Here is a 14,872-nt window from a genome sequence, read left to right on the forward strand (position 1 = left end):
ACCGATGACATACGCAGAAGAGTTCCGGCAAACGATGACGGAAATGACCATGGTTGGTCAGGAACAGGGCTTTTTTGAAGCCTTTGGGATTCAGTTCACTTCAAAAGTTTTAGGGACGATGTTGGCGATCGCCGGCATTGGGGCCAGCGCTGGACTATGGTGGTTTCTCGTTCGGCCCATCCAAGGGGAAATCAGCACCCTCGAACAGGAACTCCAGACAAAACAAGCAGAATTACAAGAAAAAGGCGCCGGGAATATCCAAGAGCAAATTGCCCAGCGCGAGGTGGAATTAGCCAACGAGCAACGGATTGCCACCGAAATTCTCAATGCCTATGGTCAAGACAAGCAAATGCAGACTTTCCTGCTTGATTTCAACCGGATCCTCACAGCCAGCAATGTACAACTAACGAGCTACGAGCCGACACCGCCTAAACCCGAATTTATTACCGATGCCGCTACCTACGGTGAAGCTGCCCAAAATAAGCTGAAATACCAAACCTTTAATGTCAGCTTCGATAATATGACCTACACAGAAGCAGAGTCTATGCTCACGAGCATCGATGTGTTGCAGCCGTTGTTGGTATTGCGTAATTTTTCGACGACGGTGGCCGAACCAGCGACATTCCGCTACGAAAATGGCCGTTTGGTAACACAAACCCAGGCCCAGCTAGGGGTTTCCTTTGTGGTGGATGCCCTCATTGCCCCGACCCCGGAAGAGCTAGCCGCCCGACAAGCAGAATTAGCTGCTGAGGCCGCCCCAGCCGAAGGAGAAGAAGGTCAAGAGGAACAACCCGCAGAGAATGGTGGCTAGGTTTCGAGGTCAAAACAATTTGCTGAGGAGATAGGGAGGTAAACTAGCGGCATAAGAACCATTAATTTTGGTTTCAAAACAAATTTCTGAAGACATTATTAGCAAAACTTATTTTAAATTGCTAATTATTTTGGATTTTTAGGGTTGTTTTTTAAAATTATTGTTAATTTCAAGCGGGATTCATTTCGGTTTTTCGATTACATTTAATTAGTGTGTGTGGAGATTTTCTGTCGTGAATATCAAGTCCTATTCCGGAGTCGTCGCTGGTGTCGTTGCTTCTACAACAGTTTTAGTTACCCCAGCCCAGGCAGCAAATATACAAGTACGGGAACTGGCGGTACGGCCAGGAGATGGCAACCTAGAGCTCGCCCTTAGTCTTGCGCCAGAGAGTGCACATCTGTCTGGTGAGAAGCCCCAGGTTTCGACGACCCAAAAAGACCGGGTACTCATTGCAGAAATTGCCAATGCACGGCTAGATCTCGGCAATGGACAGGATATTTTCAGCCAAGATAATCCTTTACCGGGGATTGAGCGCATCGAGGTGATGGAGTCGGCTCCGGGCAATGTCAAAATCGTCGCCCTAGGGGAAGTGGCAGCACCAAAAGGGGAAATCCTCAGCCAGGATAACAACAGCATTTTGCTCAATGTGACCACCTCGACAGCAGGCACGACAGAAACGGCCCAGGTCACAGAGCCCTCCACGGTAATTGAACCGACCTTGTTAGCCCAGAGTACCCCCAGCAGTAACAATCAAAATAATTTCCTCCAACCGACGGCCCCCATCCCACCGTTTTTACCAAGGGCCAGTGCGCCACCAGTGGGGGATATTGCGGTTTCGACAATTGATACGACCCTGCCTAGCTATGTGAATCTACAAACAAATGCAATGGTACCTCGTCTTGTACTGAAGGAAGCTCCCATTGAGGATGTGATGTCTCTGTTGGCCCGCGCTTCCGGTCTCAATATCGTTGTGGGCAATGATGTAAAAGCACCTGCCGGGGAAGGTGAAGCGCCACCTGTTACCGTCTCTTTAGATATGCAAAATGCGCCTGTGCAAGATGTCTTTAACTACGTCTTAATGCTTGGTGACCTCAATGCTGTGAGAAATGGCAACACAATTTTTGTCGGGAGAAATCTGCCCTTTGCGATCGCCCCCAGGATTACCCGCAGCTTCCGATTGAATCAGGCAACTCCTGAAGAAGCCCGCTGCTTTTTGATTACTGGTGATTCTACAGTTTCTGAAACAATTAACGAAGAAAGAACGGTAGAAACAGCGGAATCTGCTTTTTCTCTAAGTGAAGAAGGTAGCGATATACCCACATCCCGGACTCAAAGCACATCGGTAAGTAGAGAGGTGACAAGAACTTGTTCCAAGACGCCAACAGAAGAAGAACTTGCCCGTGGTTTACTATCTCGATTTAGTAGTTTAGATATCCTGACGGATGCACGACTAAAAACAATTACTTTGGGTGGCGATCCCAAAACTATTGAAATTGCCAGTAATTTTCTTAAGCAGTTAGATGCTCGTCAGCGGCAAGTGGCAGTAAATGTCAAAATTATCGACGTAACACTCACTGGAAATCGTTCTATCTCTTCTGATATTAAACTTTTGCTTGAAGATCGCATCGGAATTAGCGCTGGAGACGGAATAATTTTATCCCCTAATGATCTCTCCAGAGGTAGCAGCATTTTTTCTGAATTCAATCCTGCTGGCATTGTTGTTGAGCAAGGCAATCAGGAAGTTTCTTTTGGGGAAGCTTTTGATGCTTTCGATGGCTTGGATCCTGAAAATACAGTTTTTGTTGGGCCAATTACCGAAGCTCTCGAAATTGCCGGTCAAACAGGCATCACAGTTACAGATCCCAATCAGGTTGCAGCAGTAATTCGTACAGTTGATGATTTGGGAAATGTTAGCCTTTCTATTCAAGGACTTGGAGTACAAAAAAATAATTCTATTGGTCGGGGAACTAACTTTATTGGTAATTTGGTTGCTGGCTTACTGCGCAATACAACCTCGAAAATTATCGCTGATCCCACTTTAATTATTCAGGAGACAGAAACAGGAGAATTACGGGTTACCGAACAAATTATCAATAGTGTAGAAATCGTGTCAGGTAATGCTAATACGACAGCGACGAACAACAATACTACATCTACTGCTTTACCAGAACCTGTACTTGCCGAAGTTGGTCTATTTGTACCGATCACGGTGGAGAATGTTGATGATAATGGTTTTATCACCCTAAACGTTACTCCTGAGGTCTCTGCTCCTTCTGAAGAGGTTGTCTTTGAGGCTGGTGATAGTAGAAATATTTTGACTCTCAAACGTCAAAGTATTCTAAGTTCTGGTTCTGTTCGTCTCCGAGACAATCAAACACTCGTTCTTGCTGGAGCAATTGACGAACGGGATATTGTAACAACCAGTAAAGTGCCTATCTTAGGCGATATTCCTATTCTCGGTTCATTATTTAGAAGCACGTCTAGAGAAAACAGTCGTCGTGAACTACTTTTTATCATCACGCCGCAAGTTATTGATGATTCTCAGAATGCGATGTGGGGTTACGGCTATCAACCCAGCGAAACAGCCCGTGAAATGCTAGACAATGCCCGTTTCCCCACCCGTTAACCATCCGTAGGGGCTTGGTTCCCATGCCCTTGGTTTCCATTATTTTGGATTTGGAAACCAAATCCCTACGGTTATTGCGATGGCAAATCGATATAATCCGCAAATTCATCATCGGCGCTCCATTCGTTTGAAATCTTATGATTACAACCGGGCAGGCGCATATTTTGTGACAATTTGTGTGCAGGCCCGTGAATGTTTACTTGGCACGATCACGGATAAAATCTTGCACTTAAACGAGTATAGAAAAATTGTTGAACAAGTTTGGAATTATTTGCCTAGACATTTTGAAAATCTAGAAATTGATGCCGCCGTGATTATGCCCAATCATTTTCATGGCATCTTAATTTGTACCGAACCTGAAACGACAGATTTCCCTGTGCCACCGCCAAAAGATGCTTTTAACGCCATTCGCAACAAAGGCGATCGCCCTTTTTACGAACAAAAAACAAACCTCGGCAAAATCATCGCCTATTTTAAATATCAAACAACGAAAAAAATCAACCAAAAACGCGGTCTAGTTGGGACAAAAATTTGGCAAAAAAACTATTACGAGCACATTATTCGCCATGAAAAATCTCTCAATATCCTCAGAGAATACATAGAAAATAATCCCTACAATTGGCACACCGACCAATTACACCCCAATATCCCATCGAAATGGTAGGGATTTGGTTGCCAGGGGATTTCATAATAATGGGATTTGGAGACCAAATCCCTACGGGAAAAACGGGACTGGCCGGATTCGAACCGGCGACCTAGCGCTTCAGATTGGTGTGGGTTTCCCCAACTCTCTGGACTATCTCTTCACCCTAGAACTCAGGATTTAGTAATCAAATCCCTGCGGTTTCCGTAGGTGGTGGCCGTTATGCTGGGTTGGCGATGACCTTTCGCTACAAACGTTAGCATTCAAGATCCTCAAAAAAATTTGCCCCAAAACCAACCTGCTAGTCTCTGCACCTTCCTCCGGCGAGGCACCGAAAGGCTTGGCTCAGGGTTACCCTATGATGAAAATTTCCATCACTTAGGCTTCCTTGAATTTGACCACATTCAGCCATGGCGTTTCCGATCCATGCTGCCCGAAAGATTCAGGAGGCGCTTGCTCTATCCTGCTGAGCCACAGCCCCAATAAAGCGCCCAAATTATAACATAGCTTTTTTTCTATGCTAACTAGCGACCTGTTCTCGGATCAGTTGCACCGCTTCCCATAAATTTTCCACAATGAAATCTGGGTTGTGGGCGGCCAATAGTTGGCGATCGCGAATCCCCGAAAGCACGGCAATCACGGGAATATTATGGCTCTGGGCCGAGCGAATATCGGCTTCCGTATCTCCCACCATCCAAGTGGTTTCTTTGGGACGCAGTCGGGCGAGGCTTTCGCCCATGAGTAACGGCTTTTGATAAAAATCTTGGTTGCGATCCGTTGAGTCGGGTAAACAAAAACGGCGATCGCCCGGAAAAATATCCTGCAAAACCGGATGAAGCTGCAAAATTTTGTCCAGTTCACTGTAACGACGCATGGTAACGGTCATCACTTCCCAGCCCAAGCTTTGGGCTGTTGTCAACGCTTCCAATGACCCCTCAATCAGGCGATCGTGCACCATATTTTCCAGTCGATGCACATGGTCATCTCGGAGCCGCTTAAACTCTGGCAACTGATCTTCCCGGAGACCCGACCGCAAACCAATATCGGTCTGGGAAGTCTTTTGTCGCTTTAAAGCCCAAAATTCTTCCTTTGTTAAGGGGGATAACGTTTGCTCCGGTTCTGCGACTTGGGTTAACCGCCAGCGATAAACACGGTAGTAGCGTTCCGACAGATCTACGACCACCCCATCAAAATCCGAAATCAACCTGACCATAATCTTGCTCTCATGCTCACAATACTTTAAAGGTTGCCAGTATTAAACCAAACAATCTATCTCATTAAATAATTTTCGAGTTCAGGATATTTTCCAAAAAGCCCGTCAATACTGGCAAGCTGAGCCTGATACACCAGAGCTGTCGCAATAATCATGCGATCAAATGGGTCTCGATGAATAGGAGATAAATTTACAGCCCTTGCTGCAATTGTTGCCGTTAAAGGCAAAATCTCGATACCTGCCGGGTCTAAAGCCTGCCGTATCCATTCTTCGGGGCGACAAGTCAGTTGCAAACGCTTTCGCTGACAGGCTAGAGCGATTTCGTAGCAAGATAGCGGCGAAACACCAACAACATCGACTCGTTCCAGCTTCTCAACCCAGTGGGACGGAAATTGATCAAAATCGCCATTGATGAGCCATAACCAAATATGGGTATCTAGGAGAATTACTTCAGACATTCCCAATCTGCTTCATCTACTAGGGGTGCCACAATATCACCGAGGACTTTCGCTTTGTCAGCCAAGTGTGATGGGGGAAAGTGGCGTTTTTTCTGAATCGGAGAACCTTCCTCAATGATCGTCACAATTACCCGTGCTTGATCAATTTGGGGCACTTCCCCAAGCCAAATCATTTGTCCTGCCTCATAAATTGCCTCGTAACTTTTCAGCATATCGATTCATCCAGAGCATTACCCATACATTTTAGAAGTTTTGTCCGATTCAAACCCAAAGCTAAGTTCAGAAGTAGTGGGGAGGAACAGACTAGGGGATAATCAACCTACTACGTTTTTATCGGATTTAATGTCTTCAGCCCGCCAACTCGCCTTTCTCGCCCTCCGGCAAATCATGTACCACAACGCCTATACCGATGTGGCCCTTGATCGAGTCCTCCACAAAAGTAACCTCACCGGGAGCGATCGCGCTTTAGTTGCCGAATTAGTCTATGGTACTGTCCGTCGCCAAAAAACCCTCGATGCAATCATTGATCAATTAGGGAAAAAGCCCATCGATCAACAACCGCCTGATCTACGGGTACTCCTTCAACTGGGTTTGTACCAACTGCGTTACTTAGATCAAATTCCCCCCTCGGCGGCGGTCAATACCAGCGTTGAAATTGCGAAAACCAACAAGCTGGGCCAATTAGCAGGGGTGGTAAATGGCTGTCTGCGCGGTTATCTGCGGCAACGGGACAAAGGCCATGATCCGCTCCAGTTACCAGAGGCAGCGGCAGAGCAGCTAGCTTTGCAATATAGTTTTCCGGAATGGCTGATTGGCCAATGGCTTGAACAATTTGGAGCGGAGGAAACAGAACAGCTTTGTCAATGGTTTAATCGGCCTGCCCAACTGGATCTCCGGGTAAATCTCCTCCGGGCAAATGTCGCCGCTGTCCAGGATAAACTCACCCAGGCAGGGGTCAAAGCCGAGGCGATCGCCAATTTACCCAATGCCCTGCGCCTGGTGGAAAAACGGGGTTTAATTCAAGATTTACCGGGTTACAAAGAAGGCTGGTGGACGATCCAGGATGCCAGCGCCCAGTTGGTAACGCACTTACTCGATCCCCAACCGGGGGAAGTGATTATCGACGCCTGTGCAGCCCCCGGCGGCAAAACGACCCACATCGCCGAAAAAATGCAAGATCGCGGCACCATCTGGGCCAGCGATAAATATCAAGCCCGCATTAATAAAATTGAGCAAAATGCCCGCCGCCTCAAACTCTCGATGATCCGCACCCTCATCGGTGACAGTCGCGCCTATTCGCAGTTTCGCAATATGGCCGACCGGGTGCTGCTGGATGTGCCCTGTTCGGGCCTAGGAACACTCCACAAACGTCCCGATATCCGCTGGCAACAAAACCCCCAGAAAATTGTTGAACTGACCCAACTCCAGAGAGAACTGCTTACCACGGGGGCGACTTGGGTCAAACCGGGAGGCTATTTAGTCTATGCCACCTGCACGCTAAATCCGGCAGAAAATGAGGCGATCGCCAACCAATTTCTCGTGGAACACCCAGACTGGCAGATTGTCCCCCCCAGCCCAGATTCACCCGCTTTTCCCTATGCCCAGGAACAGGGTTGGATTCAGGTCTTACCCCAGCGTCACGACATGGATGGTTTCTTTATGGTGAAGTTGCAACGGCCTGCCTAGAGGGATTGGGCGATCGCCTCGGTGAGGGTTTGCAGGGATTCAGAAATTTTGACGGGATAGGCATCAGGCTTTCCTAAACGTTTTACTTCATCGGGCAGTTGGCGTACATTGTCCGTTGTTCGTTGGCGAACCGTGCCGAGGTCTTCGGTCGAAAATAACCGCTTGCCCTGGGCCATCACTTTTTTGAGCAGAGGCATTTCTCCTGATTGGGGAGCTTCATTCGCTAAACCGAGGCGATCCTGGCCAGCTTCTCGGTTACGGAAAATCTGCTTACAACCCGGATAGGTGGCTTTTCCGCTGGACTTTTTCATCGTCGGGCGATCGCCAATTTGCACTAATTTATACACGCCATTAACTGGGTCGCCTGTCACCAATTTCGTCCCCAAACCATAGCCATCAATGGTTGCCCCAGCCGCCTGGAGCCGCGCCATTTCCCCTTCATCGAGATCACCACTGGCAAAGATTTTCACCGTCGTTGGTAACGCTTGCCGCACCTGTTGGGAGAGGGTTAATAAATCCCCCGAATCGAGGCGCACTCCCGCTAGATGGGTTTCGCCAGTTTGAATCGCCTTACCTAAACGCTCCGCCGCCGCCACCGTGTCATAGGTATCAATGAGTAAAGGGGCTGCCGGAAAATAACGGTGAAACGCCCGGAACGCATCATCCTCCGAGCCTTCGAGGGTGCCCACCGCCATCACCAAGGCATGGGCCATGGTTCCCACGGGTTTAATTCCTAACTGTTGTGCTGCTAAAACATTGGACGTGGCATCTAACCCTCCCGCTAAAGCCGCCCGCGCCGCCCAGGTAGACCCCTGGGGACTAAAAGCCCGCCTTGTGCCGAATTCTAATAATTGGCGATCGCCCGTAATATGACGCATCCGTGCCGCCCGTGTTGCAATTAGGGTTTGGTAATTAATGGCATTGAGCAGAAACGTTTCAATAATTTGGGCTTGCCACAGGGGGGCTTCGATCCGCAAAAACGGCTCCTGGGGAAAAATCACGGTTCCCTCCGGGACGGCCCAAAGATCCCCTGTAAAACGGCCCGTGGCGAGTAAATCCCAAAAGGCAGCTGGGGCCTGCTCAAAAATTCCGGTGCTGCGGAGATAGTCAATTTGCGCCCCCGTAAACCGTAATCCTTCTAGGTAACTTAAAACCTGCTCTAGGCCCATCGCCACCAGATAGCCAAAGTCATCGGGCAAACGACGGGCAAACATTTCAAAGCAAGCCGGGGTCTCCGCCAGCCCTTCCCCCACATAACAGGCTGCCATGGTGAGCTGGTAAAGATCCGTTAACAGACTGTAGTCCTGGGCCGTGATGTCTAAATTTTTCCCAGCCATGGTGCGTCTTTCGCCTCCAATGAATTAATTTAGTGTTTATTTTACAATAAAAAATCTGGATCGGCTGCTTTTAGGGGGTGAATGTTAAGATCCCATCAGAAAGTTCAGGGGAAAAAGATCCATGGCAACCCAACACCAGCGGCGATCGCAAAATGTGCCCGGTGACTTTTATGTGGACAGTAGTTGCATTGACTGTGACACTTGCCGTTGGCTCAGTCCAGAGATTTTTAACCGCCAGGATGGGCAATCCGCCGTCTACCACCAACCCCAAACCTCTGACCAAAGGCGGGCCGCCTTGCAAGCTTTATTAGCCTGTCCAACGGCCTCGATCGCCACCGAAACCGCACCGAAAGATCTCCCCGCAATCCAAGCCGAGTTTCCCCTGCCCCTTGTTGAAAATATCTATTACTGCGGCTACCATTCGCGCAAATCCTTTGGGGCCGCCAGCTATTTCATCCAGCATCCGGAAGGTAATATTCTTGTGGATTCCCCTCGGTTTCAACCCTCTTTAGTGAAGCAACTCGAAGCCCTTGGCGGCGTGAGATATTTATTTTTAACCCACCGGGATGACGTGGCCGATCACCAAAAATTCCATGATCATTTCGGTTGCGATCGCCTGTTGCACCGGGCCGATCTCCGGGAGGGAACAAAAGCCGTAGAAACCGTTCTCGAAGGCACCGAAGCGATCCCCTTTCTCAAGGACTGCCTAATTATTCCTGTGCCGGGCCACACCGAAGGCCATGCAGTGTTACTCTACCGCAATCAATATCTTTTTACCGGGGATCACCTGGCTTTTTCGGCGCGGCTGGGTCATTTGACGGGCTTTCGGAATCACTGTTGGTATTCTTGGACAGCGCAAATTGAATCGATGAAAAAACTCCTTCCCTACCCGATCACCTGGATTTTGCCGGGCCATGGCCGCCGCTACCAGGCCGACAGCGCAACCCTACACCAAGATTTAAAAGCTTGTATTCAGTGGATGGAGTCCGTGGCATGAGCGTAACGTTTTTCTGGCTGGTGGCGATCGCCAGTAATCTTTGTCTAATCGGGGTGAATTATATTCTCTGGCGAAAAGTTCGCCGTTGGCACCAGGATCTACGCCTCAGTCGCCACCGTTTCGCCCTCAACGAACGCAAAATCAAAATTGTCGTAGAAGATTTAATTCAACAAGCGGACGTGATCCCCGCCACCACCCAACAGATCCAGATGAAAAAACAGCAAGGGCAGCAAGTCATCGCCCAGATCAAGTTGCTCCAACAACTCCTCCGAGCCTTAATTTTCGTGCGGCGTCGCCTCTGAAATTACCTGTTTACAAAGCCTGCAAGTAACCTGTTAACCGAGTTAAAGTGCGCTGATTTTCCGCTGGTGTTCCTACACTAATCCGCAGGCCGCCCCCCGTGTGTCGAATTAAAGTCCCCTGATTTTTCAGAGTTTCGACGAGGTTTGCTAAGGCTTCTGCCTGGGGTTCCATCGCTGGCTGGAGGCGACCATAGAGGAAATTCGCATCGCTGGGCCACACCCGAAAATTCGGCAGTTGCCCTAACGCTTGGTAAAGTTTCCCCCGTTCCTGTTGAGCTTCGGGAATGGTTTCCAACAGGCGATCGCCATGGTCGAGGGCGAGTCGGGCCGCCGCCTGGGAAAAACTAGGCAAATTATAGGGGAGGCGTACCTTTTCGAGGGCTTGGATAATTTCTAAACTGCCCACGGCATAGCCCACCCGCAGGGCCGCCAACCGGAACGCCTTCGAGAAGGTGCGCAGGATCACCCAGTTGGGCCGCTGTAGGACTTCTGCCACCAAAGTTTTTTGACTAAATTCAAAATAGGCTTCGTCCACCACCACGAGAATATCCGGCGGCAAAGACTGGAGCCAGCTAATTTCTGCTGCCGTGAGACATTGGCCTGTGGGAGAGTTGGGATGCACCACAAATACCACCCGCACCGGTGCCCCTTGGGGTTGGTCAATGGCGTTTTGGGCCGCCGCAAGATCCCAACTAAAGTCTTCTGGCTGTCGGGCGATCGCCACGGTGTGAATTCCCAAAGTTTGCGCCAAAATGCGGTACATCGAAAAAGTCGGCTCTGCCACCAGGATCGATCCTTCCCCGCCCAGGCAAGTGGCAATTAACAACGAGCGGATCAACTCATCGGAACCATTTCCCACGGAGATGTGGGCCGCTTGAATATCCCCGGTCAACTGCCCAGAACGATTCACATAGTCGGCAATACCTTCCTTGAGCGCCCCATGGCCCCCGTCGGGATAGCGGTTTGTGGCAATTTGATTTTGATAATGTTGAGCCAGAATTTCCTTGAGATCCGCTGGGAGATCGTAGGGACTTTCATTGGTGTCGAGAATATCTACCGGCGTATTTACCGGGCCACCGGGGTGGGACACATAGGCTTTGAGTTGGGCCAAGTCAGAACGCAAAAAGGACATAGGTGCTGTGCAAAAAAGAAGAATGAAAATCAATTCCCCAAGGGCATTGAAACGAACGCAAATGAAATGTAATCAATCTGTGAAATCGATCATAAGTTTAAGGTTGCATTATGTAAAAATAACGTTGGTGCGGTGGGGAGTCGCCTTAGCCTAAAAATTGGGAATTTTCCTGCACCGTTATTTCACGTTTTCCACTTCCTATCTAAACGCAAATCACCATGAAATTGGCAGCCAGAGTCGGTCAAATCAAGCCTTCGATTACCCTCACAATCTCCGCAAAAGCAAAGGCCATGAAGGCGGATGGGATTGACGTGTGCAGCTTTAGTGCTGGAGAACCGGATTTCGACACCCCCGATCACATTAAAACCGCTGTCAAAGCCGCCCTTGATGCGGGAAAAACCAAATATGGCCCTGCCCCCGGAGAACCGGCCCTGCGTCAGGCGATCGCCAAAAAATTACAGACAGAAAATAATCTCCCCTACAACCCCGAAAACATGATCGTCACCAATGGCGGCAAGCACGCCCTCTATGGTTTGATGATGGCGCTAATTGAACCGGGGGATGAGGTGATTATCCCGACCCCCTACTGGTTGAGCTATCCAGAAATGGTGATTTTAGCGGGCGGCACCCCGATCTTCGTCGAAACCACGGCAGCAACGGGCTACAAGATCACTCCGGATCAGTTGCGCCAGACGATCACTGACAAAACGAAATTATTTGTTTTCAATTCCCCTTCGAATCCCACCGGGGCCGTCTACAGTCCGGCAGAGGTAACGGCGATCGCCCAGGTTTTAGTGGAGAAACAAGTGTTGGTGGTGGCCGATGAAATCTACGAAAAAATTCTTTACGGGGATGCCGTGCACCAGAGTATTGGCTCCGTGAGTGACGAAATTTTTCCCCTGACCATTACTTGTAACGGCTTCGCTAAGGCGTTTTCGATGACGGGCTGGCGCTTGGGTTACATTGCCGCGCCGGTGGAACTAATTAAGGGTATGACGACGATCCAGAGCCACAGCACCTCCAACGTTTGTACCTTTGCCCAATACGGGGCGATCGCCGCCCTAGAGGGAGGACTTGATTGCGTCCAGGAAATGTTAACCGCCTTTAGTAAGCGTCGGGAAGTAATGCTGGGGGCGATTCAAGATCTGCCGGGTTTGAGTTGTCCATCCCCCGACGGTGCCTTTTATCTCTTTGTGGATATCAGCGCCTACGGTCTCGATTCCCTTAGTTTTTGTAAACAGCTCCTCGCCGAGCAGCAGGTGGCGGCGATCCCTGGGGTGGCCTTTGGCAATGACCGCTGCATTCGTCTGTCCTACGCCACAGATCTCGGCACCATCGAAAAGGGAATGTCCCGTCTTGGCAAATTTCTCCAGTCCCTCTCAAGGTAAGTAAAATTTTGCCGAAGCCCAGTGCTTACTGCTATAAATCAGGGGTGAATTTCTAATTGACTTTATGGCCGAGCTTGACGATCACACTCTCCCCAATCCCGACTCAACATCGACGGAGTTTTCTTCTAACTCCAGTGAAAGCGCGACCCCGGAGATTGTTACGGAACGTGATGATCTCAACCCAAAAGAGCCAGAAGCAGTCATGGCGACCCCGGAGTTGCAGTTCGGCCTTGAAGCTGACCACCTCACCCTAGTCTTACCCACCACCCAGACCTATGAAATTGAGGCTTGGGACACAATCTGGGCCAATTTTCGGGAGCAGTTGCAGGCTGCTGCTGATTTTCCAGTCGCCCACGTTCACTTAATCGCTCAAAATCAACTGGTAGGGGGCCGTCAACTCCAGGAACTGGCTGACCTACTCAAACCCCACGACCTAAAGCTCAAACGCATTTACACCAACCGACGGCAAACGGCGATCGCCGCCGCTACAGCAGGTTATAGCGTCGATCAAGATCCCCCGAATCAACTGTTGGCGGATGTTCCTTTAAAGTTAAAACCGCTCTTGGCCCCCGATAAAGAACCGGAGGTGTTGTACATCGACCAAACCGTCCGCTCTGGGGTTGAAATCGTCTATCCCGGCTCGGTGATTGTCACAGGGGATGTCAATCCGGGGGGAAGTATCGTTGCGGACAAAGATATTGTGGTGTGGGGCTGTTTGCGGGGGGTTGCCCATGCTGGTGCAAAAGACGATCGCACGGGACGGATTATGGCGTTGCAAATGGAGCCGACTCAACTGCGCATTGCCGATGTGCTAGCCCGTGCTGCCCCCCAGGCCGTTGAGCAACGAAAGCCAGAGGTGGCCTATCTGACCCAAGAGGGAATTCGTCTAGCTCCGGCCCTCAAATTTTCGAAAAACTACCAATACCAAGCCGATCAACAGCATTGGCAGGAAACATCTGATCCCCTCTTACCTGTAATATCGTAGCTAAGCTGCCGCAACCCGTGGCTATGTCGTAAGCTTATTGAATTATTTATCCACCCAGAAGTCTATGAGTCGCGTTATCGTTGTGACCTCCGGAAAAGGAGGCGTCGGCAAAAGTACCTGTACCGCCAACCTCGGTTCGGCCTTGGTCAAGCTCGGCAAAAAAGTGGCCCTGGTCGATGCGGATTTTGGTCTGCGAAACCTGGATTTACTTTTGGGTTTAGAAAATCGCGTTGTCTATACGGCCATTGAAGCGATCGCCGGAGAATGTCGCCTCGAACAAGCTCTCGTGAAGGACAAACGGCAAAATGGTCTCGTCCTCCTGCCAGCGGCCCAAAACCGGAATAAAGAATCCGTCACTCCCACCCAGATGAAACAGCTCATTATGCGGCTGAATAAAGCTTTTGATTATATTTTGGTGGACAGTCCGGCGGGTATCGAGATGGGTTTTCGGAATGCGATCGCCGCCGCGAGGGAAGCCCTGATCGTCACAACCCCCGAAGTGGCTGCCGTACGCGATGCAGACCGGGTTGTGGGTCTTTTAGAAGCCTATGGCATTAAACGGACGCGCCTCATTGTGAATCGCCTCAAGCCAGAAATGGTCAAGCAAAATGAAATGATGAGCGTCGAGGATGTCCTCGAAATTCTCGCCATTCCGCTCCTGGGGATTATTCCCGACGATAAACAAGTGATTGTTTCCAGTAACCGGGGCGAACCGTTGGTGCTAGGAGACAAACAAAACGACCTCCCTGCCACCGCGTTTATGAATATTGCCCGCCGTCTAGAGGGGGAAAAAGTGCCCCTGTTAAACCTAATGGCCAACCAAGAGGGATTCCTTGCCAAAATTCGCCGGATCTTTGCCAGTTAACTGCTGTCTCTGATGCGGAATATCGCCCTCATTCCCCTCTATGCTGAAATCTAATTAATGTTTCCCTTTGTAATGAGTCATGATCCAGGAATTACTTGAAAAGCTGCTCCATTGGCAGTCTCCCAAGAGCAGTGACGAAGCAAAACGACGCCTCAAGCTGGTCATTGCCCACGACCGGGTGGGCCTCAGCCCCGAAAAAGTCGAGGAGATGCGCCAGGAAATTTTGGCCGTCGTCGCTAAATACGTCGAGGTGGATCCAGAGGAAATGGAGTTCGACCTTTCGAGTAGTGACCGGATGACGGCTTTGGTGGCAAATCTACCGATTCGTCGAGTACGGGATATTCGTTCCCTAGAATAGTTTTTTACGCGAAGATCCGATGATTCTGGCACAATAGGGCAAGCAGTTAGCATCAGTAGGAGTTGTTGGTC

At 49.7% G+C, this 14,872-nt stretch carries 15 protein-coding genes; 10 read left to right on the forward strand and 5 right to left on the reverse strand.

Features of this window, described 5'->3' with window-relative positions:
- Positions 1 to 4: 4 nt before the first annotated feature.
- The 3 genes from AWQ22_RS02595 (at position 5) to AWQ22_RS02605 (ending at position 4,101) form a co-directional block, all read left to right on the forward strand.
- Entirely contained in the window at positions 5 to 811 is an 807-nt protein-coding gene (locus tag AWQ22_RS02595; RefSeq protein ID WP_030007112.1) for a hypothetical protein, read from the forward strand.
- A gap of 232 nt (positions 812 to 1,043) precedes the next feature.
- Positions 1,044 to 3,437 carry an AMIN domain-containing protein gene (locus AWQ22_RS17315; protein ID WP_065710090.1) on the forward strand — a complete coding sequence of 798 codons (2,394 nt, stop codon included), beginning with the start codon at positions 1,044 to 1,046 and terminating at the stop codon, positions 3,435 to 3,437.
- Positions 3,438 to 3,516: 79 nt separating this feature from the next.
- Positions 3,517 to 4,101, forward strand: a complete 585-nt coding sequence (locus AWQ22_RS02605) for a transposase (protein ID WP_065710091.1) — start codon at positions 3,517 to 3,519, stop codon at positions 4,099 to 4,101.
- Between the two features lie 499 nt (positions 4,102 to 4,600).
- On the opposite strand, the gene AWQ22_RS02610 is transcribed toward AWQ22_RS02605, so the two are convergent.
- Genes AWQ22_RS02610 through AWQ22_RS02620 form a run of 3 tightly spaced genes read right to left on the reverse strand, consistent with a single transcriptional unit; the run spans position 4,601 to position 5,963 of the window.
- Complete coding sequence (locus tag AWQ22_RS02610; RefSeq protein WP_065710092.1) at positions 4,601 to 5,293, reverse strand: HAD family hydrolase; 693 nt, start codon at positions 5,291 to 5,293, stop codon at positions 4,601 to 4,603.
- A gap of 56 nt (positions 5,294 to 5,349) precedes the next feature.
- On the reverse strand, positions 5,350 to 5,751 hold the full coding sequence (locus AWQ22_RS02615; RefSeq protein WP_065710093.1) for a type II toxin-antitoxin system VapC family toxin: 402 nt from the start codon (positions 5,749 to 5,751) through the stop codon (positions 5,350 to 5,352).
- Positions 5,739 to 5,963 (reverse strand): hypothetical protein, encoded by a 225-nt coding sequence (locus AWQ22_RS02620; RefSeq protein WP_030007117.1) that lies wholly within the window; start codon positions 5,961 to 5,963, stop codon positions 5,739 to 5,741. Before AWQ22_RS02620 ends, AWQ22_RS02615 begins: the two co-directional genes overlap by 13 nt.
- A gap of 130 nt (positions 5,964 to 6,093) precedes the next feature.
- On the opposite strand from AWQ22_RS02620, the gene AWQ22_RS02625 reads away from it, so the two are divergent.
- The gene (locus tag AWQ22_RS02625; RefSeq protein WP_065710094.1) at positions 6,094 to 7,437 is read left to right on the forward strand and encodes a 16S rRNA (cytosine(967)-C(5))-methyltransferase; all 1,344 of its coding nucleotides are present in this window, start codon (positions 6,094 to 6,096) and stop codon (positions 7,435 to 7,437) included.
- Here the strand turns inward: AWQ22_RS02625 and AWQ22_RS02630 are convergent.
- The gene (locus tag AWQ22_RS02630) at positions 7,434 to 8,774 is read right to left on the reverse strand and encodes a nicotinate phosphoribosyltransferase (protein WP_065710095.1); all 1,341 of its coding nucleotides are present in this window, start codon (positions 8,772 to 8,774) and stop codon (positions 7,434 to 7,436) included. The two genes, AWQ22_RS02625 and AWQ22_RS02630, sit on opposite strands and share 4 nt — an antisense overlap.
- A 121-nt stretch (positions 8,775 to 8,895) precedes the next feature.
- Between AWQ22_RS02630 and AWQ22_RS02635 the strand changes: the two genes are divergently transcribed.
- Together AWQ22_RS02635 and AWQ22_RS02640 are read left to right on the forward strand one after the other, a co-directional pair.
- A complete protein-coding gene (locus AWQ22_RS02635) occupies positions 8,896 to 9,771 on the forward strand; it encodes an MBL fold metallo-hydrolase (RefSeq protein WP_065710096.1) in 876 nt (291 codons plus the stop codon).
- Positions 9,768 to 10,073 carry a hypothetical protein gene (locus tag AWQ22_RS02640; protein WP_012306141.1) on the forward strand — a complete coding sequence of 102 codons (306 nt, stop codon included), beginning with the start codon at positions 9,768 to 9,770 and terminating at the stop codon, positions 10,071 to 10,073. The genes AWQ22_RS02635 and AWQ22_RS02640 overlap by 4 nt, the downstream gene beginning before the upstream one ends.
- Before the next feature lie 10 nt (positions 10,074 to 10,083).
- Here AWQ22_RS02640 and AWQ22_RS02645 read toward each other — a convergent pair whose 3' ends face one another.
- Positions 10,084 to 11,205, reverse strand: coding sequence for a histidinol-phosphate transaminase (locus tag AWQ22_RS02645; protein WP_012306142.1), 1,122 nt, complete (start codon positions 11,203 to 11,205; stop codon positions 10,084 to 10,086).
- 218 nt (positions 11,206 to 11,423) lie between these two features.
- Here AWQ22_RS02645 and AWQ22_RS02650 point away from each other — a divergent pair, with 218 nt between their 5' ends.
- The 4 genes from AWQ22_RS02650 to minE all read left to right on the forward strand — a co-directional run bounded on the left by AWQ22_RS02650 (position 11,424) and on the right by minE (position 14,801).
- A complete protein-coding gene (locus tag AWQ22_RS02650; protein WP_065710097.1) occupies positions 11,424 to 12,593 on the forward strand; it encodes a pyridoxal phosphate-dependent aminotransferase in 1,170 nt (389 codons plus the stop codon).
- 64 nt (positions 12,594 to 12,657) lie between these two features.
- Entirely contained in the window at positions 12,658 to 13,578 is a 921-nt protein-coding gene (gene minC, locus AWQ22_RS02655; protein WP_065710098.1) for a septum site-determining protein MinC, read from the forward strand.
- Positions 13,579 to 13,642: 64 nt separating this feature from the next.
- On the forward strand, positions 13,643 to 14,443 hold the full coding sequence (minD, locus tag AWQ22_RS02660; RefSeq protein ID WP_012306145.1) for a septum site-determining protein MinD: 801 nt from the start codon (positions 13,643 to 13,645) through the stop codon (positions 14,441 to 14,443).
- Positions 14,444 to 14,522: 79 nt separating this feature from the next.
- Complete coding sequence (gene minE, locus AWQ22_RS02665) at positions 14,523 to 14,801, forward strand: cell division topological specificity factor MinE (RefSeq protein WP_012306146.1); 279 nt, start codon at positions 14,523 to 14,525, stop codon at positions 14,799 to 14,801.
- Positions 14,802 to 14,872 lie beyond the last annotated feature (71 nt).

The organism is Picosynechococcus sp. PCC 7117 (assembly GCF_001693275.1).
GTDB lineage: Bacteria > Cyanobacteriota > Cyanobacteriia > Cyanobacteriales > MRBY01 > MRBY01.